The following is a 20,409-nucleotide window of genomic DNA, read 5'->3' as shown; positions in this document are numbered from 1 at the left end:
GAAAATGGTGGCTATTTCTTCTTGGTGGTAAAAATAGTCCATTCTTCAACGACTTTCTCTTTCAAGCCCACAACGGTTGCTGTAACTCGCCGATTTACCGCATGCGCTGAATTGGAATCGCCATCGTCGACTAAGCGGCTTTCACCATAGCCGACAATCCTCACGCGCTTAGCGGCGATGCCGTAAGAGAGTAATTTGCTTTCGACCGCTTCTGCACGTTGTTTGGATAAGTCCAGGTTGTAATCATCTGTGCCGACTTTACTGGTATAGCCCTGAATCTCAATCGATGCGCTGGGATATTTTTTCAGAAACATCGCCATTTCCTGAATTTGATCGGAAAACACCGGGTTGATTTCATATGAGTCATGGGCAAACAAAATGTGCAGCTGGCGCTTATCTGAATCCTGGATCACTTCACCGCAACCATCATTATCGATCAGTGCTCCTTTTGGTGTGTCCGGACACAGGTCACGAGCGTTGATCACGCCATCCATATCGTCATCTTGCAGATCGGCAATCTGATTCGCCTGCGGCGTTTTGATGTAATCATATTCGTCACTTGCCAGGCTGGGACAAGCTGCCAGGCTGATCATGACAGAGAGTGAGAGAATGGTTATTTTCATATCAGTACTCCACTTTCTTCGTCCATTCCTGCGGAATATCGACCAGCAGGGCGTCAATCAATACGCCAACCGCATTCATAACACGATATTTTGCGTATTGCTCGGCATAGTGCGCATCCAGATAATCCCGGCGTGCTTCAAACAGTTCATTTTCTGTGTTGAGCAGGTCAAGCAGGGTTTTCTCTGGCCAATCTGATACTGCTTCTCGTAAGCAATCACGGTTTGCGATGCAGAATCGACATGGTCTGCCAGAAAGTCTTTTTGTTGCAGAGTTAAGTCGAGCGCACTCCAGGAGAGTCGCAGTCCTTCTTCCACCTGACGGTAGGCGTTATCGCGTAAATCTTTTGAGCGATTGAGCTGATATGCAGCACTTTCACTGCGGTCACTGTCGCTGCCCCCGTTGTACAGGTTGTAGTTTAAGCGCAGCATCGCGATGGTTTCGCTCGCTCCGCCGCGATCACCACCTGCATCATCACGCCAGGTCTGACGTGCTTCAAAATAGATGGTCGGATAGTAGGGGCTTTTCGACTGCTTATACTGGAAGCGGGCTGAGTCGACATCAGCGGCCGAAACCTTGATGACCGGATGGTTGTCCAGAGCCAGCGCCATCGCATCGGTTAACGACAACGGAATTTTAGCGGCGTCTGCGCGGGGATAAATCAGGCCGAGCGGAGCCTGACCGACCAGACGTTCAAACTGTGTGTGGGTGTCAAACAGATTATTCTGGGCAGCTAATAAGTTACCCTGTGCCCGGGCGATACGGGCTTCAACCTGCGTCAGGTCCGCTGTCGAGCCGATACCGGAGTCGACGCGTCGTTTGATATCCCGGTAGATACGTTTATGCACAGCCAGGTTACTTTCTGACAGCGCCAAAACTTCGCTTGCTTTGACCGCGTTGAGATACACATCAGTTACTTGCAATGCCAGGTTCGATGCGTCATCAAGCAGTTGTAACCGTTCAGATTCTGCATCAGCGGCGGTACGATCCATGTCGTTCAGAGTGGCATTACCATCCCAAATCAATTGGTTAAGAATAATGCTCGCTTCTTTGCGGGTCAGGTCTGTGTCCTCATTGCCGGTAGATGAAGCAGGGCGGATACCTTCGTAGCCGATGCCTGCATCAAGGTCCAGCGTAGGAAGATAAGCACCGGCGGCGGCATCACTCTCTTTTACACTACTGACGTATTGGTTGTAACTGGCTTTTATTTCAGGATTATTTGCCAACGCAAGCGCTACAGCCTGCTCAAGTGTCTGAGCTGAAGCTTGGAAGGGTATAGACAACAAACATCCTGCCAAAAGGGGAATGGTCCGTTTCACAGGGTCGCTCCTATTAGTATTTGAATGATTTGTTGAGGCATTCGAATTCGCACTGCAGGCACGAATTCACAGCGATTGCTATCTCAAATCGGAGGTTACTGGAAGCTTAGTTGATAATTTAGAAAGTTGAGAGATTAGTTCAAAAAAGTGCTAATGAATAATTTCTATATATATTGATATCTTAGTCAGTATTAGGATTAAAACTCTAAATATTGAGTTGATTGTCATTAATGGGGTCACTACGTTTAGGTTATGAGAATAGTTGATTAGGTGTCGGGCCTTTCCAGGTCAGGCATCTGCATGCATATCGAGCCTATTCAAACTTCAAGGAATGACTCTCATGAACACACGTACTCTCGCTTCTACGATGTTGGCTAACGTTACCCTGATCATTGACAGAAACGGTCAGTTCCGCGAACAAGCCGCAAATATGCCCCTCAGACCGGGCGACGTTGTCGTTCAGGTCAGCGAAGGTCCTAATCCACAAGTCACCGCTGAATTGGTGAGCCCTGCCAATACTGCAAACACTAATCTGGACGGAGAAATTGCCCAGATTATTCAACAGTTGGAACTTGGCGCTGACCCGACGCAGAATCCTGATTTGGCAACCGCAGCAGGCGGAACTAATGGTTCCAGTCTGACGGCTTCTGCCAGTATCAGTCGTACCGGCGATGAAGTGTTGGCGTCCACCAGTTTTGATACGTCTGGCCTGGAAGGGTTGGGGCTGTCGGCAACACAAAGTCTGGCGCTGGCCGATTTGGTCGCAGATACCGTCACGACATTGCTGTTAAGTGGTAGCGACAGTGCTGAGGCGGATGAAACGGATGAGCCGGTGACTCTGGAAGGGGTTTTACAGGTAGAAGGCGCCGATGGGCTGACATTTGTCCCGCAGCAGGATGAGGCGGGAGATTATGGTCAGTTTTCGATTGATGCCGATGGTAACTGGGTGTTCGTTGCCAATAGTGCCTTCGATGAGCTTAACACCGGTGATTCGATTATTGACCAGTTTCAGGTGGTAGGTACGGATGGCAGCACTCACACGGTTACTGTGACGATTAATGGCACCAATGATGTGCCGGTCTTTGTCGATGTCAATGACGAGGGCGATTACTCATTTAGTTATGATGAGGGTCAGACAGAAGGACAAACAATTGGTCAGGTTAGTGCGATTGACCCGGATAATGAGGTTCTGGCTTTTTCTATCAAGAATAACGTTCAGGACGAGCAGGGTAATGATCTGTTCCAGATTAATAGTGAGACTGGTGAAATCAGCTTGACCGCTGCGGGCGCTGCTTCACTTGCCAACGATTACGAAACTCCCGGATAACACACACAGCATAGTGGTGACGGTAACGGAAGTTGACGCTAACGGTACGCCTCAGTCTGCGGATGTTGATGTCATATTGAGTGAACTTGATATTGACGATAATGCTCCGGTCTTTACGCCCAACGATCCGGATAATCCGGACGGGGCGCAATACGCGTTTGAATACAACGAAAACAGTACGGTTAATGATGTGCTGGGCACTGTGCAGGCCACGGACGCGGACGGCGAAGCCGTCACCTACAGCATCAAACAAAACGTGTTTGACGGCGACAACAACCCGCTGTTCACCATCGATGCAACCACCGGTGACATCCGCCTGACGGCAGAGGGCGTGGCGGCGTTTGCCAATGACTTTGAACTGAACCCGAACGAGCACACCCTGATTGTCACCGCGACCGAAGTGGCGGGGCTGGGCGCGCAGCAATCGACCGATATTCCGGTTGAGCTGACTGAGCTTAACCTGGATGACAACGCGCCGGTATTTGACCCTAACGATCCGGATAATCCGGACGGGGCGCAATACGCGTTTGAATACAACGAAAACAGCACGGTTAATGATGTGCTGGGCACGGTTCAGGCCACGGACGCGGACGGCGAAGACGTCACCTACAGCATCAAACAAAACGTGTTTGACGGCGACAACAACCCACTGTTCACTATTGATGCGACCACCGGTGACATCCGTCTGACTGCAGAGGGCGTAGCGGCGTTTGCCAATGACTTTGAACTGAACCCGAACGAGCACACCCTGATTGTCACCGCGACTGAAGTGGCGGGGCTGGGTGCGCAGCAATCGACCGATATTCCGGTTGAGCTGACCGAGCTGAACCTGGATGATAACGCGCCGGTATTTGACCCTAACGATCCGGATAATCCGGACGGGGCGCAATACGCGTTTGAATACAACGAAAACAGCACGGTTAATGATGTGCTGGGCACCGTGCAGGCCACGGATGCGGACGGCGAAGCCGTCACCTACAGCATCAAACAGAACGTGTTTGACGGTGACAACAACCCGCTGTTCACCATCGATGAAGAAAGCGGGGAGATCCGTTTGACTGCAGAGGGTGTGGCGGCGTTTGCCAACGACTTTGAACTGAACCCGAACGAGCACACCCTGATTGTCACCGCGACCGAAGTGGCGGGGCTGGGCGCGCAGCAATCGACCGATATTCCGGTTGAGCTGACCGAACTGAACCTGGATGACAACGCACCGGTATTTGACCCCAACGATCCAGATGAAAACCGCTACGTGTTTGACTACTATGAAGGTCGGGTGATCACCAGTGAACTGGGCCGAGTATCGGCTTCAGACGCTGATGGGGAAAGAGTGACTTATAGCATTACCCAAAATGTCTATGATAACGGCATGGCGTTATTTACCATTAATGCCGTCACCGGTGTGATCAGCTTAACCTCAGAAGGCGTTGCAGCTTTTACTAACAATTATGAGCTGGCTACCAATACTCATAATCTGGTAGTGACGGCTACAGAGGATGAAGGTTTGGGCATCGTTAAGTCTACGGATATTGATGTGATACTTAACGAGTTAAATGTCGATGATGCTCCGATTGCGGAAAACTTTACCGTGCTGCTCAGCGACAATGTCGAGAGTACGATTGTGTTCGACTCGGATGACCCGCTGCAAGACCATATTTCAGATGTAGACGATGATGCTGCCAATATTCAGGTCATGATTGTGCTGACATCACTGCCCGAGACCGGAACCTTGCTCTATACCGATGAATTCGGTGTCACCCGTGAGCTGACAAGCGCCGATCTCTATGTGGAGGGAGGAGATAAAGTCCTGCTCGATCCGCATTACATCAGCTTCGTTTCCTTCGGGTGATGAAGTCGTTATTGGTTCTTCAGATGATGGTTCTCTGGTTAATAATAACGATGGTACCTACACTTTTGTGTTAGAGAACGGTAATCAGGTTGAAATCTCCGCGACCAAAAGGAATGGTCAAAATACGGTTGATGCAGACGTCACTCTTATCGATCACAATACACAGGGGACCGGTTTATCCGTTGAGGCCGGTAGTGGTATCAACAGTACCGAAACCCTGACAGTGGATTTTAGTGACAACCCATTCTACAAGGTTAGCTTCGCTGTTGATGGATTGAATAATAATCACGTAGCAACGGTCACCTTTACCTTCCTGGATGGGACGACACATGTCGAATATTATGATGTGAATCAGGCTGATTATAGTTATGTGTCGAGTCAACCGATCGTGCAGATGGACTTTTCTGCATCGAGTAACGACGGGACTTCTGGTTCGAACTATGTTGTGACCTATCTGTCCGGCTCTGAAGTTGTCACTGAGGATACCAGTTTTAATTACATGGCGGTCGACTCCGATGACCAGCTCAGTAACCAGGCAACGGTTACCTTGGACGCTGACAGTACCACACCATCTTTTGATGTCGTCATAGGGGAAGACGGAGAGCCAACCATCCACGCGCAGATGGGCAATGATCTGCTTATTGGCTATGGTGGTCAGGCGGATGTATTTACCTGGCTGGATGCGGCCCTGGACAACAGTACCGACGTGGTCAAAAACTTCGAACGAGGCAGCGATACATTAGACCTCACATCGGTGCTGAGTGATGATGAAACCTTCAACGATTTGCTGGCAAAAATCAGTATTGACGAAGTGGAAAGTGGCGATGAAGATCTGACCCTGAGAGTGGATCATGATGGCGGCGAACAGACCATCATTATTGAAAATGGTGTTGATATTTTCGACATCACAGGTGCTCTTGATACTGATACCGCCAACGCGATACTTAACCAAATAGTCAAAAATGATACAGTTTAATTAAGTGACCCGACACAGCCTCCGTTTAACTGACGGAGGCTGTGTAATTTCTTACTTTTATAACTTTCTGAATATTCGATAATTGTTATATTTTCTGTTGACTTAGTTGTAATTTATCGTTGAAAAGGGATTGCAGCGCAAACTCATTTTATGGTAATTTCCGCAACAATCTCGGACAGTGCTTCTGGGGGATACGCGTAGTGACCATTCAGGCTGATTGGGACATTACGTAGGGTAGGTATCAGCAAGCCCTTTTGCTGATAGACGGGATACTCTTGCTGTGGGAACAGCATGTGAATGGGAAACCCAACATTGAACTCACTTAACTTACACACATTAATCAGCTTTGTACTTCCTCTGTGCCCTGTTCGCCAGGACAGTAGCATAACCGAACCTTGATTCCTGTTTTTTAGTGATTAGTCATCAAGCTGATGACCTTTAAGTTAATTCCGAATTTGTCTGCGGACATAGACGGGACGTTTTGCTATTTGTCATTTCTCTTACCAACTATTTTCCGAGAAATAGACAGAACTTTAACCATTCAAGGGGACGAAGATGAGTACAGCCTTTGAAGTCGATAACACTATCGCAACTATGTTTTCCAACCAAGTACCAGTATTAGAAGGTACTTATGATCTAACTCCGGATGACGTCCTCCTTGAACAGGCAGAACATGAGTCCGCAGTGCGCTCATACCCACGCCGTTTACCGATTGCTATCAAGCAGGCTTTTGGCTGTCTGGTAGAAGACACCCGTGGTCAGATCTTTTTGGACTGTCTTGCAGGTGCAGGTACGCTGGCGCTTGGTTACAACCACCCAGAAATCAATCAGGCTCTGAAAGATCAACTGGACTCAGGTCTTCCTTACCAGACTCTGGATATTGCAACTAAAGCAAAAACCAACTTCATCAAAGCGGTGAAGGGATTCCTGCCAGAAGAACTGGGTAACAACTGTGTGATTCAGTTCTGTGGACCATCTGGTGCTGATGCGGTAGAAGCTGCCATCAAACTGGCTAAGCAAACCACAGGTCGTAACACCCTGTTCGCGTTCCGTGGCGCATACCATGGTATGACGAACGGCACTATGGGCATGATGGGTAACCTGAATACCAAAGCACGTCGTACTGGCCTGATGTCAGACGTACACTTCATGCCTTTCCCATACAACCTGCGTTGTCCGTTTGGTCTGGGTGGCGATGAAGGTGCGAAAGCGAGCATCCGTTACATTGAGCGTCTGCTGAACGACGACGAAGCGGGCATCATGAAGCCGGCTGCGATCTTCGTAGAACCGGTTCAGGGCGAAGGTGGTGTAATTCCGGCACCAGCATTCTTCCTGCGTGAACTGCGTCGCATCTGTGATGAGCACGGTATCCTGCTGATTTTTGATGAAATCCAGTGTGGTGTAGGTAAATCTGGCTACAACTTCGCATTCGAAGAAGCGGGCATCGTACCTGACGTACTGTGTCTGTCTAAAGCGATCGGTGGTGGTATGCCAATGTCTCTGCTGGTAATTAACAAGCAGCATGACACCTGGAAACCGGGTGAGCACACCGGTACATTCCGTGGTAACCAGCTGGCAATGGTATCGGGTGCAAAAGCACTGGAAATCATTCAGCGTGATAACCTGGTTGAACAGGCGAATATCAAAGGCCAATACCTGCGTATGGGTCTGGAAAAAATTCAAAGCCGCGTAAACTGCGTTGCAGAAGTGCGTGGTAAAGGTTTGATGCTGGGTCTGGAAATCAAAGATCCAAGCGGCGAGCTGAACAAATTTGGTGAGCCAAAATCGGCACCACAACTGACTCTGGACATTCAGCGTGCAGCGCTGGAGCGTGGCCTGATGGTTGAAAAAGGTGGCCGTGACGGTTCGGTTATCCGTTTCCTTCCACCGCTGATCATCTCATTCGAACAGATTGATTTTGCTCTGCGCGTGCTGGAAGAAGCAATGCTGGTTGCCGGCGGCGGTCAAAAAGACCCAGAGCAGGCAAACCAAGAGTGGAAAAAACACTTCATTCATACCGGTCACATGGGCAGCCAGGAGTTCGCTCAGGTAATGAACCACACGACTGCAGCAATGAAAGCCGTGTTTGAAGAAGTGAATGCACCATACTCTGGTATTGATCCTAAAGCGCTGGAAGAAGCAATTTACGCGGTTGATCTGGATAACAAGAATGCGTCACTGAAAGATGTGATTACCGATACCGCTGAACTGGTTGCTAAGAAACTCTATCATCGTTCAGCACCCGGATTGTATTGCACACCTGCATACGCCGCCGCTGATGCCTTCTGTTGTGGCTGAAGCGATCATCGCGTCTCTGAACCAATCAATGGATTCATGGGATCAGTCTTCTGCAGCAACCTTCGTTGAGCAGAAAGTGATTGACTGGATGTGTGAAAAATACGAACTGGGCGCACAAGCAGATGGTATCTTCACCAGTGGCGGTACTCAGAGCAACCAAATGGGTCTGATGCTGGCACGTGACTGGATTGCTGACAAGCTGAGCGGTCACTCGATTCAGAAACTGGGTCTGCCTGACTATGCTGACAAACTGCGTATCGTGTGTTCGAAGAAATCACACTTTACTGTTCAGAAGTCTGCTTCTTGGATGGGTCTGGGTGAGAAAGCGATTCTGGCTGTTGATGCTCTGCCAAACGGCACCATGGACGTGACCAAGCTTGAAGCTGTGGTTGAACAAGCGAAAGCAGAAGGCCTGATCCCATTTGCTATCGTAGGTACTGCAGGTACGACTGACCACGGTGCTATCGATGATCTGGTGACTATCGCTGACGTTGCTGATAAGCACGAAATGTGGATGCATGTGGACAGCGCATACGGTGGTGCTCTGATTCTGAGCAGCCATAAAGATCGCCTGAGTGGTATTGAACGCGCGCAATCTGTTAGTGTTGACTTCCACAAGCTGTTCTTCCAAACCATCAGCTGTGGCGCACTGTTGCTGAAAGATAAGAGCAAATTCAAGTACCTGCTGCACCATGCAGATTACCTGAACCGTGAGCATGACACGCTGCCAAACTTGGTTGATAAGTCTATCTCAACAACAAAACGCTTTGATGCCCTGAAAGTGTTTATGACCATGCAAAACGTAGGTCCTAAACAAATGGGCGCAATGTACGATCACTTGCTGGACCAAACTCAACAAGTGGCCGAATTGGTTCGTCAGCATGAAGCTTTTGAGCTTTTGGCTGAACCATCTCTGTCTACCGTGTTGTTCCGCGCGGTAAACAATCAGGCGTCTGACCTGGATGAACTGAACAAAGTTGTTCGTCTGGAAGCCCTGGTACGTGGCGTAGCTGTTCTTGGCGAAACCATTGTGGATGGCAAAACTGCCTTGAAATTCACAATCTTGAACCCATGCTTAAAGACTTCGGATTTCGAAGCTTTACTGGCTAAAATTGAAACTCTGGCTATTGAGCTAGCGAAATAAAGGTATACGGATACTATGTCTATTCTACAGATTGGGGCGGGCGGCGTTGGCTGGGTGGTCGCACATAAAGCGGCACAGAAACAACGACGTGCTGGGTGATATTACCATAGCTTCGCGTTCTATCGCGAAGTGTGAGAAGATCATTGAATCAATCAAGGGTAAACAAAACCTGAAAGATTCTACTAAGAAGCTAGAAGCTCGTTCAGTGAATGCTGACGATGTAGACGCTTTGGTCGCGTTAATCGAACAAGTAAAACCGGACCTGGTGATCAACGCCGGTCCTCCATGGGTTAACGTGCCAATCATGGAAGCCTGTTATCGTGCAAAAGTGTCCTATATGGACACTTCTGTTGCGGTTGATCTGTGCTCTGAAGGTCAGCAAGTACCTGAAGCGTACGATCAGCAGTGGGCATATCGTGATAAGTTTAAACAAGCGGGTATCACCGGCATACTGGGCGCGGGTTTCGACCCGGGCGTAGTGAGTGTGTTTGCCGCTTACGCGGCAAAACATCTGTTTGATGAAATCGATACTATCGATGTGATGGACATCAACGCGGGTGACCACGGTAAAAAGTTCGCCACTAACTTTGATCCTGAAACCAACATGCTGGAAATTCAGGGCGACTCTTTCTTCTGGGAAGAGGGTGAGTGGAAACAAGTACCGTGTCACACTCGTATGATGGAGTTCGATTTCCCTAACTGTGGTCCTTTCAAGGTGTACTCTATGGCGCATGATGAAGTTCGTTCGCTGAAAGAGTATATCCCGGCTAAGCGCATTGAATTCTGGATGGGATTCGGTGACAGCTACCTGAACTACTTCAACTGCATGCGTGACATCGGTTTGCTTAACCCGGAACCTGTGACTCTGCACGATGGTACCAGTGTTCATCCTCTGCACGTGCTGAAAGCACTGCTGCCGGATCCGACGTCTCTGGCGCCGGGCTATACTGGTCTCACTTGCATCGGTACCTGGGTTCAGGGCAAAAAGAATGGCGAGCAGCGCAGTGTCTTCATTTACAACAATGCGGACCATGAAGTGGCTTACCAGGACGTTGAGCATCAGGCCATTGCTTACACGACAGGTGTACCGGCAATCACCGCTGCTCTGCAATTCTTCCGTGGCGAATGGGCTCAAGCTGGCGTGTTCAACATGGAGCAGTTGAATCCGGATCCGTTCCTGGAAACCATGCCGTCAATCGGCCTGGACTGGGAAATTCAGGAGCTGCAACCTAGCGAACCAGTTATCAACATTCTGAAGTAATTTTGACTTACGGTTTGTCAGTTGAAATGAACTTAGATTGAGATGCAATAAACAGCCGTCACTTGTGATGGCTGTTTTTTCCATTTAAAGACTCAAATGATGCTGCCTGCGGCAGGCAGTAATCAGGAAGCGATACAATGCAAAAAAGCGAATTGAAAACTCCATACTTCATGATTGATGAAGGGAAATTGATCGAAAATCTGGAAATAGCCAAACGTCTGAAAGAAGTGTCAGGTGTTAAACTGGTTCTTGCTCTGAAATGTTTTTCTACCTGGGGTGTGTTTGACATCATCAAACCTTACTTGGACGGCACCACAAGTTCAGGCCCGTTTGAAGTTAAACTGGGCTATGAAAAATTCGGTGGTGAAACTCATGCTTACAGCGTGGGCTACAGTGAAGATGACGTGAAAGAAGTCGCAGATATCTGCGACAAGATGATTTTTAACTCTCAGTCACAGCTGGCAGCATATCGTCACCTGGTGGAAGGCAAGGCCTCTGTGGGTCTGCGCCTTAACCCTGGTGTGAGCTACGCTGGTCAGGATCTCGCTAACCCGGCACGTCGCTTTTCTCGCTTGGGTGTTCAGGCAGACCATATTGACCCGGCCGTATTTGAGAGCATCAATGGTGTCATGTTCCACATGAACTGTGAGAACAAAGATGTCGATGCGTTCATTAGTCTGCTGGATTCTATCTCTGAGCGCTTTGGCGCGTATCTGGATAAGCTGGACTGGGTAAGTCTGGGCGGTGGTGTATTCTTTACCTGGCCGGGTTACGATGTCGATAAACTGGGTCTGGCGCTGAAAGCTTTTGCTGAAAAACATGCGGTGCAGCTGTACCTGGAACCGGGTGAAGCGATTATTACCAAAACCACTGATCTGGTGGTCACTGTGGTTGATCTGGTTGAGAACGGCATGAAAACCGCGATTGTAGATTCTGCAACCGAAGCACACCGTTTAGATACGCTTATTTACAACGAGCCTGCCTCTGTCCTTGAAGCGAGCGACGACGGTGAATACGAATACGTGATCGGCTCTTGTTCTTGTCTGGCGGGTGACCAGTTCTGTGTGGCGAAGTTTGATCAGCCACTTAAAGTCGGTCAAAAACTGCATATTCTCGATAGCGCGGGTTATACCATGGTGAAGCTGAACTGGTTTAACGGCCTGAAGATGCCTTCTGTGTACTGCGAACGTACTAATGGCGACATTCAGAAGCTGAACGAGTTTGGTTATGAAGACTTTAAGCGTTCTCTGTCGCAGTGGTCAGTAAAATAATACCGGTTGCGCTTTGACAGCATAAAAAAATCCACCGCTAGCGGTGGATTTTTTATTCGTGCTGATGTGGTTAACCTGATGTGGGTAACGGGTGACCGGTAACCCTTATCAAAGTTTAAAGCGGGTCAGCTTTCCATCTAACTGGCGTGACAAGTCGGCCAGCTTTTCACTCTCTTCAGCCAGATAATTGGCGGCTTGTGACATCTCCAGCGCTGCATCATTAATGCCGCTGACATTACGGTTCATATCTTCTGCCACTGCACTTTGTTCTTCCGCTGCTGTTGCAATTTGCGTTGCCTTGTCACTGACGTGCTGAATGTGGCTAACGATCTGTGACAAATCGCTGCCTGCATTCTCTGCGCGCTCGACACTGTTGTAGGCCAGGTCCTGGCTCTTTTGCATCGCGCTCGCGGTAGTCACGGCAAGTTGCTGCAACCGATTAATGGTGGTTTGAATCTCTTCGGTGGAGTGGTGGGTGCGGCTGGCCAGGTTACGCACTTCATCGGCTACCACGGCAAAGCCGCGACCTTGCTCGCCAGCACGGGCAGCTTCAATTGCGGCATTGAGTGCCAGCAAATTGGTTTGTTCTGAAATACCGCTGATAACAGCGGTCACTTCACTAATCTGCATCACGCCTTCTTTCAGTTTGTTGACTTGTTCGGCGGCGACTTCCAGTTCGTTCGATAACGCCTTGATGCTGTCGACACTCGAGTGGACGTCCTTATTGCCGGTACCGGCTTCGCTGCTGGCATCAAGAGTATCTCGCGCGGTCTCTTCGGCATGTCCGGCAACTTCTGCCACGGTCGCACTCATTTCGTTCATTGCCGTAGCCAACTGATTGAGTTGGTCACGTTGACCGACGACGGCCTGGCTGGTCTCCTCGGCCGAAGAAGCGATGCGTATCGCCGCCTCAGCCACCTCACCGGCTGAATGGGAGGATTCGCGCAGCGCAGAGCGCATCGAACTAACGCTCTCATTAATGCGCTGGGCGACCACGCCGATCTCATCTTTACCTTCTACCTGAACTTCAGCCGTCAGGTCGCCCTGTGCGACAAGCTTCATGGTATCTTTGATGCGTTCGAGTGGCGTCACAATAGCCCGGCTGATGACAAAGCCAAACAGCGACATCACCACGATGACTGCCAGTGTGGCGAGCGCCATTTTCATAAACTGTTGTTGTACTGCCGTTTGAATATCATCGACCAGCATGCCAGAGCCCAGGATCCAGCCCCAGGGTGCAAAACCATGTACGGAAGAGAGTTTCTCTGCAGGCTGGCCTTTATCGTTTCTGCCAGTCGTAAGTCAGAATACCTTGCTGACCATTCTTGGCCAGGTTCACCATATCAAACCAAAAACGCTCGCTGTCGCTGCCCATTTGTTGGCCTATCAGGTCCGGACGTAGAGGATGAACAACCGCCTCGCGTGACTCATTAATAACGAACACATAATTGTCGCCGTCAAATCGTAACGCGTTAATCAGTTTTTTCGCTTCAGCCTGAGCCTCAGCTTTGGGAAGTGTTTTTTCCAGAAATGAAACTTGTGAGAGAGTGCTGTTTAAAACTGCATTGAGTCGTGCTTCACGTTCCGTACGCAGATTACTTTGCAATGCGCTTGATGCGATCAACAGTAAACTGATGAAGCCAATGATCCCGACAGCAATGATGATCGCCAGCTTGTGGCTGACTTTAATATTCTTAAGCTTAAACATCTTTATCCTACCCAACGTTGATTGACAGCATGCTTGTTTTGGCTTTGTACAGAAGGAATATTGTTAGAATTATAAGTGCTCTATCAGAGTACTTTGTTACTGCTGGAACTCTGTTTCTAAGCATCAAGTTAATTTCCAAAAAAATCAATATAAAAAATGTGGTTTGTTAGCTGCTTCAAGAAAATACTGGCAGTTATTTTCATCATTATTGATTTGCTAAAAATAACTATTTGCATTCGATAAGTGAATTATTCTAACCGTACATCATGTTATTTTTTGTGTATGAATTTCTTTCATAAAAAGGGAGGCCAGCGGCCTCCTGAATAATGATACATTCTATATTTTTGTTATTTTATAACGTCCTTATCGGGCGCAATTATTATGAGGTCGGTTTTATGTCTCGATAATTACGCGGGTATCTTCGCTCAGAGCTTCGAGTTCCTTAGCGACGTCTTGTATTGCTATTTCAGCGGGCAGCCGAATCGCTAAATTAGCCGTAAATAAGCTCGAACTGACACCGCCACCTCCGGCGATAAATACCCGTTGACAATCCATATCGAGAATATGGATACCTTGGTTATCCAGCACATGTGTGATCTCGTTAACAATTCCATAACGGTCATTGGCATCAAGCCGAATCTGATAAATCGTGTCTGATTGATGAGGTGCCGTATCACAGTCGACAATTTGCACCAGTAAATCAGGGTAGGAGTGAAAGGCCTCTTTCACCGTTTGAACTTTCGCAGTGGGGACTTCAACCTTAATCACGGCTGCCACTTGCTCTTCGATAAAATTAACCTTACTAATTAACCATTTACCATCATTCTCATGGGTTATTGCTGCAAGTTGTTTAATCGTTGACGGGGTTGCTGTACCAACAAAGTTCACTATAAAAGTGCTGTTCATTCCGACCTCCGAACATCATTCAATTCATCGTTATTAAAGAGTTTAGATGTTGTGCGTGTTTAAATATTGACCGCTATCAACCTTTTCGATAACCAGCGTGGAAAATTTTGGATTAATCCACCGCTGTGCGCAATTTTAACTAAACTGCACAAAGGCTTATGTTGTGGTGATTATAAAAAATAACATCAGTAAGCCGGATGTTAATGAATGTTTAAAAGCTGTGATCAACTTCATGGACAGTCAATGGTAGTTACCAGTAACATTCACACCGCAAGTTACCGGTAACATAAAATTCATAAACCGGTGTTAGACGTGAAACTCGAAAGGATAATTCAATGAAAGCTATGACGAGAACAATTATCGCCGCAGCGGTAACAGGTTTGGTATCAATGTCTGCAATGGCAGCAGATTTCAAACTGAAAATCCAATCTTCGGATCCATCCGGAGATCGCAACTTCCAGATTCAGCAAGACTGGGCCGAGCGGGTCGAAAAAATGTCCGGTGGTCGTATCGATATTGACCTGTTACCTGTTGGGGCAGTGGTTAAACACACCGAAACCCTTAGTGCGATCAAAATGGGCATTCTGGATGGTCACCTGACCGCGACTGAATTCTTCTCTGGTCAGGATCCGGCTTTCGGCCTGCTAGGTAACATGGTTGGTGCCTGGTCAGATACAACCCAGCTGCTGCAATACATGAACTACGGTGGTGGTAACGAACTTTTAACTGAACTTTACAAACCATACGGCGTTCATTTTGTTGGTGCCTCAACAACGGGGGTTGAATCTCTGGTCTCTAAGAAGCCGCTTGATGGCGTTGCGGATCTGAAAGGTCTGAAACTGCGTGCGCCAGAAGGTCTGGTACAGCAAGTCTTTGCGGCTGCGGGTGCTACCCCGGTTAACCTGCCGGGTTTCTGAAGTATTCACCGGCCTGAGTAAAGGCGTTATTGATGCAGCAGACTACACCGTATTCTCGACTAACCAAAAAGCAGGGATGAATGATGTCGCGGCTCATCCGGTTCAACCGGGTTTCCACTCTCTGCCTCTGATCGATGTTTCTATCAGCGAGAAGAAATGGGAAAAAATGCCGGCAGACTTGCAACAAATTCTTGTGACGTCAGTACGTGATTTCTCTTATGACATTACTACTCAGCTGAAAATTGCCGACCAGGCAGCGGTGAAAGAAGCCAATGCCAATCCGAAAATTACCATTCATAACTGGTCTGATGAAGAACGTAAGAAATTCCGTGCTATCGCACGCGATCAGTGGGCAGTATTTGCAGAGCGTTCTCCGAACGCGAAGAAGGTCTATGACTCTGTGACGACCTTCCTGCAAAACAACGATCTTCTATAACTATCCTATATATTTTCTTTCCATTGAGAGAGGGCGCCTTTGCCCTCTCTGTTAAAGCAAGAGTTCGTTATGAGCGAGAATAAGCTACCGGCTGCGCCTATTCATGATGAGCAGCCTAAAAACGCGCTGGACGTTTGGATTGTGCGTGCTGGTAATGCGTTCAGTCTGCTGTTTCTGGTAACGGTTGCGATTTCTTTTTATGAAGTCGTCATGCGTTATGTATTTGATTCACCGACCACCTGGGTACACGAAACGGCGGCGTTTATCGGTGGTTCGTTATTTGTGTTTGGTGGTGTCTATGCCATGGCATCCAATAAACACGTTCGTGTGGTACTGATTTATGATCATGTGTCACCAAGTGCACGTCATTATCTTAATTTAGTCCATCACATTGTCGGGTTAGCCTTTGCCGGCATGATGGCGTATGCCTCTTATATTACTGTTGAAGCTTCCTGGTTTGCACCATGGGGCGATATGCGTCTGGAGACCTCAGGTTCTGCTTTTAACCCTCCTTATCCGGCGCTGCTGAAAGCGGTTATTTTTGTCACACTGGTGATTTTGGTCGTGCAATTTGTGTTGCACCTGATTCAGGAAATTCAAGCCCTAAGGAAAAAGCGCGATGTTTGATCTTTCTTCAATTGGAATTGAATGGGGCAGCCTGCTCATGCTGGTGATGATGATCGGCTTGCTGCTGACAGGTATGCAGCTGGCATTCGTCACCGGTTTCGTTGCCATCTTCTTTACCCTAGGATGGTTTGGTGTCGATGCGATTCCTCTGATCACCAGCCGTATGTACAGCTTCGCTTCGGATTATATTTTCCTGGCTATTCCGATGTTTGTACTGATGGCGGCGATGCTGGATCACTCCGGGATTGCGCGCGATTTATTTGATGCGATGAAATCCGTCGGGCGCCGTGTGCGTGGCGGTGTCGCCGTACAAACACTACTGGTTGCGGTACTTTTGGCATCAATGTCCGGCGTTATCGGTGGTGAAACCGTTCTGTTGGGTATTCTGGCACTGCCACAGATGCTGCGTCTTGGTTATGACCGCAAACTGGCTATCGGTACAACTTGTGCCGGTGGTGCGTTGGGTACCATGTTGCCGCCAAGTATCGTCCTGATTATCTATGGTATGACCGCCAGTGTATCAATCGGTGACCTGTTTAAAGCCGCCTTTGTTCCGGCGTTTATTCTGGCGATGTGTTATGTGGCGTATGTACTGATTCGTTGTTATCTGAACCCTTCGCTGGCACCAGAATTTGATCAGCAGGAGCTGGAAGAAGATACCGAACGCCCGAATTACTTTAAAGCACTGTTTTTCCCGTTACTGTCAGTGGCGGTGGTATTAGGCAGTATTTACACCGGTGTGGCATCGGTCACAGAAGCATCGGCGCTTGGTGTCGTCGGTATTATGCTCAGTGCGGTGATTCGCGGTGAGATGGGTTGGACGATGCTAAAAGAGAGCGCCATCGCCACTATGCGTACCTGTGGGATGATCATCTGGATCGGTATCGGTGCGACAGCGCTGGTAGGGGTGTATAACCTGATGGGCGGTATCGACTTTGTTGAAGAGACGATTCTGGCCCTGTCGGGTGGCAGTGCCATTGCTACTTTGCTGATTATGATGGTGATTCTTCTGGTACTGGGTATGTTCCTCGATTGGGTAGGGGTAGCGCTGCTTACCATGCCTATTTTCGTACCGATCATCATCAATCTGGGCTATGACCCAATCTGGTTTGGTGTTGTGTTCTGTCTGAACATGCAGGTTTCTTTCCTGTCACCGCCATTCGGTCCGGCAGCTTTCTACCTCAAATCGGTAGCGCCGAAGGACATCAGTCTGGGATTGATTTTCTCATCACTGATTCCGTTTATTTGTATGCAAATTCTGGTACTGGGACTGGTTATTGTGTTCCCACAACTCGCGATGTGGTGGCAGTAACCTAAAGCGACCAATTTCAATTTGAGCACAAAGGCCCCATTTGAGTGGGGCCCAGGGAAGTATTGTCCTATGAAAGCGAAAAAAATCTTAGTAATGGGTGTATCCGGTTGCGGCAAAAGCTCAGTTGGCAGCCAGATTGCGCAGCAACTGGGTCTGACCTTCTTTGACGGTGATGACTTTCATCCCCAGCACAACGTCGACAAAATGAGTCAGGGCATTCCTCTGACCGACGACGACCGTTACGGTTGGCTGCAAACGCTGAATCGTCTGTTTATTGATAATGACTCAGCGGTCATAGCCTGCTCGGCGCTTAAGCCGCAGTATCGCGATATCTTACGCGAGAATAATGACGAGTTAGTGATCGTCTATCTGCAAGGCGATTACGACACTATCTGGTCGCGTTTAAGTCAGCGTGCAGACCACTATTTTCAGGGGGAGAAAATGCTGCGTAGCCAGTTTGAAACTCTGATTGAGCCTGGCGCTGATGAAGCGATATTTATTGATATTGCCCAGCCGATGGATGAGGTGGTTGCGAAAGCGCTACAGGTGATTGCGGACAAAACCTGATCCCGGTAAGCATTGTAAGATCATAAGCATACTTGGTTATATGAGCAGACAGTTTATGACCGGACTTCTATATCTATTGTGAAGACTGCTCCTGCGATGACTTATCGATAATAAAGCGCCTCCGGGCGCTTTATTGCTTATTTAACTTTGCTCTTGCCATCCTCGTCTTCTAATCCTTCTCGTTTAGCTCCCCGTCATACGCTGACTTCAGTTGCGCTTGGGAGCGCTTTTCTTGGTTGCGTTATTGTTTTTCAGTTGGTCCGCCGCAATGATGCAATCGTCTGCCTGTTCTTTTGCCGGTTAGAACGATAGGCTCTGTAACTTACTCGCCAGGCATCAGACCTCCGGGACGCATCCTCGCCTGATATGACATTGGTAAATTGATTTGAAATTGGCAAATTGACATGAAACTAATAGAGAGATACGGTCGATCGGCGATATAGTGAAACAACAAGCAGTCTGTACTATCAGACGCAATTAGAACAACAAGGTTATATCTATGCTTAAAATAGCAATGTTAAGTACCGGTGAGGAAGTACTGCATGGTGACATCGTCGATACCAATGCAGCCTGGATGTCCCGCGAATTTTTTGAACACGGCTTTTCTTTATCCAAGCGTTCGACTGTCGGCGATGCACAGCCTGTATTAGCAGAAGAAATGCTGATGCTGAGCTTTAATAACGACATTGTGATTGTGAATGGTGGCCTGGGACCGACCACAGACGATTTAAGTGCGGCTGCGGCATCTCAGGCCGCTGAACAGCCACTGGTTCTGTTCCCGCAGTGGCTGGAGCGTCTGGAGGCTTTTTATGCAGCCCGTAACCGCACCATGCCCGAAAGCAATATTAAGCAGGCGATGTTGCCGGAAAACGCGACCATTATCGATAACCCGATCGGTACCGCGTGTGGTTTCAAAATGCAGATTAACGATTGCTGGTTCTATTTTACGCCCGGTGTCCCAAAAGAGTTTAAGCGTATGGTGGTTGAGCAGATCCTGCCCGATCTGAAGCGTAACTATCCGGACCAGGCCGGGCTGGAGTGTAGTCGTTTGTATACCTTTGGCTCCTCTGAATCGGGGATTGCAGACAAACTGGATAAACTGCATCTGCCGCAGGGCTATGTGCTGGGTTACCGTTCCTACATGCCGTTTATTGAGGTGAAGCTGTTTGGACCAAAGAGTGATCTCGATACGCGGGTGAAATTACTGCAGCTTATCTATTCCCACCTGGAGCAGCATGTGGTGAGTGTTGATGAAACTATGCTGGATCATATTGGTCATTTGATGGCCGATAAAGGTCTTTCATTGTCGATAGCGGAACAAGCAACCAAAGGCTGGTTATCGCACTGGTTGCTCAGTAATGGGCAGGTCGAAGTGCTGAGTGGCCATAGTTGGGTTCTGAGTCATGGTACGGACGCCGGACTGGGTGAAAAAGACCCGCTCGCTGCGGTGTTTGCTCTGGCCGGGGCGACCAAAGATAAATGCACGACCGACCTGGCCCTGGTGACCGGCCCTCTGAATGACGACACATTCAGTGTCGCGCTCTCGTCTCCGCAGGGAGAGTGGGGGCAACTGTTTAAATTCAGCCGAGCGTTCAGCGCTCAGGAACAAAAGGAGCTGATGGGTACCGTTGCCGCTGATATGCTGCGTCGTTATTTGTCCGGTAAAAATGTTCTGGCACAGTATGGTTCGCTGTCGACCTTGAAAGAGCTCTACTTGCCGGCCAACGTACTTAAAGGTTGAGCAGGCTGTTAACGGTCAATCAGTAGGTCTGATTTGTGATGAATCGAACGTCAATAAATTGAGTGCTAATAAACTGAGTAATAAACAACTGATTGTATATCTATGGGATGGGTAATAAGGCATTGAATT

10 protein-coding genes and 5 pseudogenes are annotated in these 20,409 nt (G+C 48.5%); 11 read left to right on the top strand and 4 right to left on the bottom strand.

Annotated elements, in window-relative coordinates; genetic code table 11:
* Positions 1-11: 11 nt before the first annotated feature.
* Positions 12-623, bottom strand: a complete 612-nt coding sequence (locus ABDK09_16180) for an OmpA family protein (protein XAW88604.1) — start codon at positions 621-623, stop codon at positions 12-14.
* 1 nt (position 624) lies between these two features.
* Positions 625-1,904, bottom strand: a pseudogene (locus tag ABDK09_16175) (TolC family outer membrane protein).
* A 376-nt stretch (positions 1,905-2,280) separates the two neighbouring features.
* On the opposite strand from ABDK09_16175, the gene ABDK09_16170 reads away from it, so the two are divergent.
* The 6 genes and pseudogenes from ABDK09_16170 to nspC all read left to right on the top strand — a co-directional run bounded on the left by ABDK09_16170 (position 2,281) and on the right by nspC (position 12,066).
* The gene (locus tag ABDK09_16170) at positions 2,281-3,267 is read left to right on the top strand and encodes a VCBS domain-containing protein (protein ID XAW88603.1); all 987 of its coding nucleotides are present in this window, start codon (positions 2,281-2,283) and stop codon (positions 3,265-3,267) included.
* Positions 3,239-5,116, top strand: a complete 1,878-nt coding sequence (locus ABDK09_16165) for a cadherin repeat domain-containing protein (protein XAW88602.1) — start codon at positions 3,239-3,241, stop codon at positions 5,114-5,116. Before ABDK09_16170 ends, ABDK09_16165 begins: the two co-directional genes overlap by 29 nt.
* A gap of 67 nt (positions 5,117-5,183) precedes the next feature.
* Positions 5,184-6,092 carry a hypothetical protein gene (locus tag ABDK09_16160; GenBank protein ID XAW88601.1) on the top strand — a complete coding sequence of 303 codons (909 nt, stop codon included), beginning with the start codon at positions 5,184-5,186 and terminating at the stop codon, positions 6,090-6,092.
* A gap of 555 nt (positions 6,093-6,647) precedes the next feature.
* A pseudogene (locus ABDK09_16155) lies at positions 6,648-9,534 on the top strand (pyridoxal phosphate-dependent class III aminotransferase).
* Positions 9,535-9,549: 15 nt separating this feature from the next.
* Positions 9,550-10,795: pseudogene (locus tag ABDK09_16150) on the top strand (carboxynorspermidine synthase).
* A gap of 137 nt (positions 10,796-10,932) precedes the next feature.
* The gene (nspC, locus tag ABDK09_16145; protein ID XAW88600.1) at positions 10,933-12,066 is read left to right on the top strand and encodes a carboxynorspermidine decarboxylase; all 1,134 of its coding nucleotides are present in this window, start codon (positions 10,933-10,935) and stop codon (positions 12,064-12,066) included.
* Positions 12,067-12,174: 108 nt separating this feature from the next.
* On the opposite strand, the pseudogene ABDK09_16140 reads toward nspC, so the two are convergent.
* Positions 12,175-13,774, bottom strand: a pseudogene (locus tag ABDK09_16140) (methyl-accepting chemotaxis protein).
* Positions 13,775-14,167: 393 nt separating this feature from the next.
* Positions 14,168-14,680 carry an ACT domain-containing protein gene (locus ABDK09_16135; protein ID XAW88599.1) on the bottom strand — a complete coding sequence of 171 codons (513 nt, stop codon included), beginning with the start codon at positions 14,678-14,680 and terminating at the stop codon, positions 14,168-14,170.
* Between the two features lie 335 nt (positions 14,681-15,015).
* On the opposite strand from ABDK09_16135, the pseudogene ABDK09_16130 reads away from it, so the two are divergent.
* The 5 genes and pseudogenes from ABDK09_16130 (at position 15,016) to ABDK09_16110 (ending at position 20,280) form a co-directional block, all read left to right on the top strand.
* Positions 15,016-16,033: pseudogene (locus ABDK09_16130) on the top strand (TRAP transporter substrate-binding protein).
* A 69-nt stretch (positions 16,034-16,102) separates the two neighbouring features.
* Positions 16,103-16,660: a TRAP transporter small permease subunit gene (locus ABDK09_16125; protein XAW88598.1), complete on the top strand. Its 558-nt coding sequence runs from the start codon at positions 16,103-16,105 to the stop codon at positions 16,658-16,660.
* Positions 16,653-17,972 carry a TRAP transporter large permease subunit gene (locus ABDK09_16120; GenBank protein XAW88597.1) on the top strand — a complete coding sequence of 440 codons (1,320 nt, stop codon included), beginning with the start codon at positions 16,653-16,655 and terminating at the stop codon, positions 17,970-17,972. Before ABDK09_16125 ends, ABDK09_16120 begins: the two co-directional genes overlap by 8 nt.
* Before the next feature lie 69 nt (positions 17,973-18,041).
* Entirely contained in the window at positions 18,042-18,539 is a 498-nt protein-coding gene (locus ABDK09_16115) for a gluconokinase (GenBank protein XAW88596.1), read from the top strand.
* Between the two features lie 499 nt (positions 18,540-19,038).
* The gene (locus tag ABDK09_16110; GenBank protein XAW88595.1) at positions 19,039-20,280 is read left to right on the top strand and encodes a CinA family nicotinamide mononucleotide deamidase-related protein; all 1,242 of its coding nucleotides are present in this window, start codon (positions 19,039-19,041) and stop codon (positions 20,278-20,280) included.
* Positions 20,281-20,409: the final 129 nt, after the last annotated feature.

Source organism: Vibrio sp. CDRSL-10 TSBA (genome assembly GCA_039696685.1).
Classification (GTDB): Bacteria; Pseudomonadota; Gammaproteobacteria; order Enterobacterales; family Vibrionaceae; genus Vibrio.
Note: the sequence above shows the minus strand (reverse complement) of the source record. Positions and strands in the feature narration are given on the sequence as shown.

Coding starts and splice junctions, on each gene's coding strand:
- ABDK09_16180 (XAW88604.1), bottom strand. CDS start 623: ATGAAAATAACCATTCTCTCACTCTCTGTCATGATCAGCCTGGCAGCT.
- ABDK09_16170 (XAW88603.1), top strand. CDS start 2,281: ATGAACACACGTACTCTCGCTTCTACGATGTTGGCTAACGTTACCCTG.
- nspC (XAW88600.1), top strand. CDS start 10,933: ATGCAAAAAAGCGAATTGAAAACTCCATACTTCATGATTGATGAAGGG.
- ABDK09_16135 (XAW88599.1), bottom strand. CDS start 14,680: ATGAACAGCACTTTTATAGTGAACTTTGTTGGTACAGCAACCCCGTCA.
- ABDK09_16125 (XAW88598.1), top strand. CDS start 16,103: ATGAGCGAGAATAAGCTACCGGCTGCGCCTATTCATGATGAGCAGCCT.
- ABDK09_16120 (XAW88597.1), top strand. CDS start 16,653: ATGTTTGATCTTTCTTCAATTGGAATTGAATGGGGCAGCCTGCTCATG.
- ABDK09_16115 (XAW88596.1), top strand. CDS start 18,042: ATGAAAGCGAAAAAAATCTTAGTAATGGGTGTATCCGGTTGCGGCAAA.
- ABDK09_16110 (XAW88595.1), top strand. CDS start 19,039: ATGCTTAAAATAGCAATGTTAAGTACCGGTGAGGAAGTACTGCATGGT.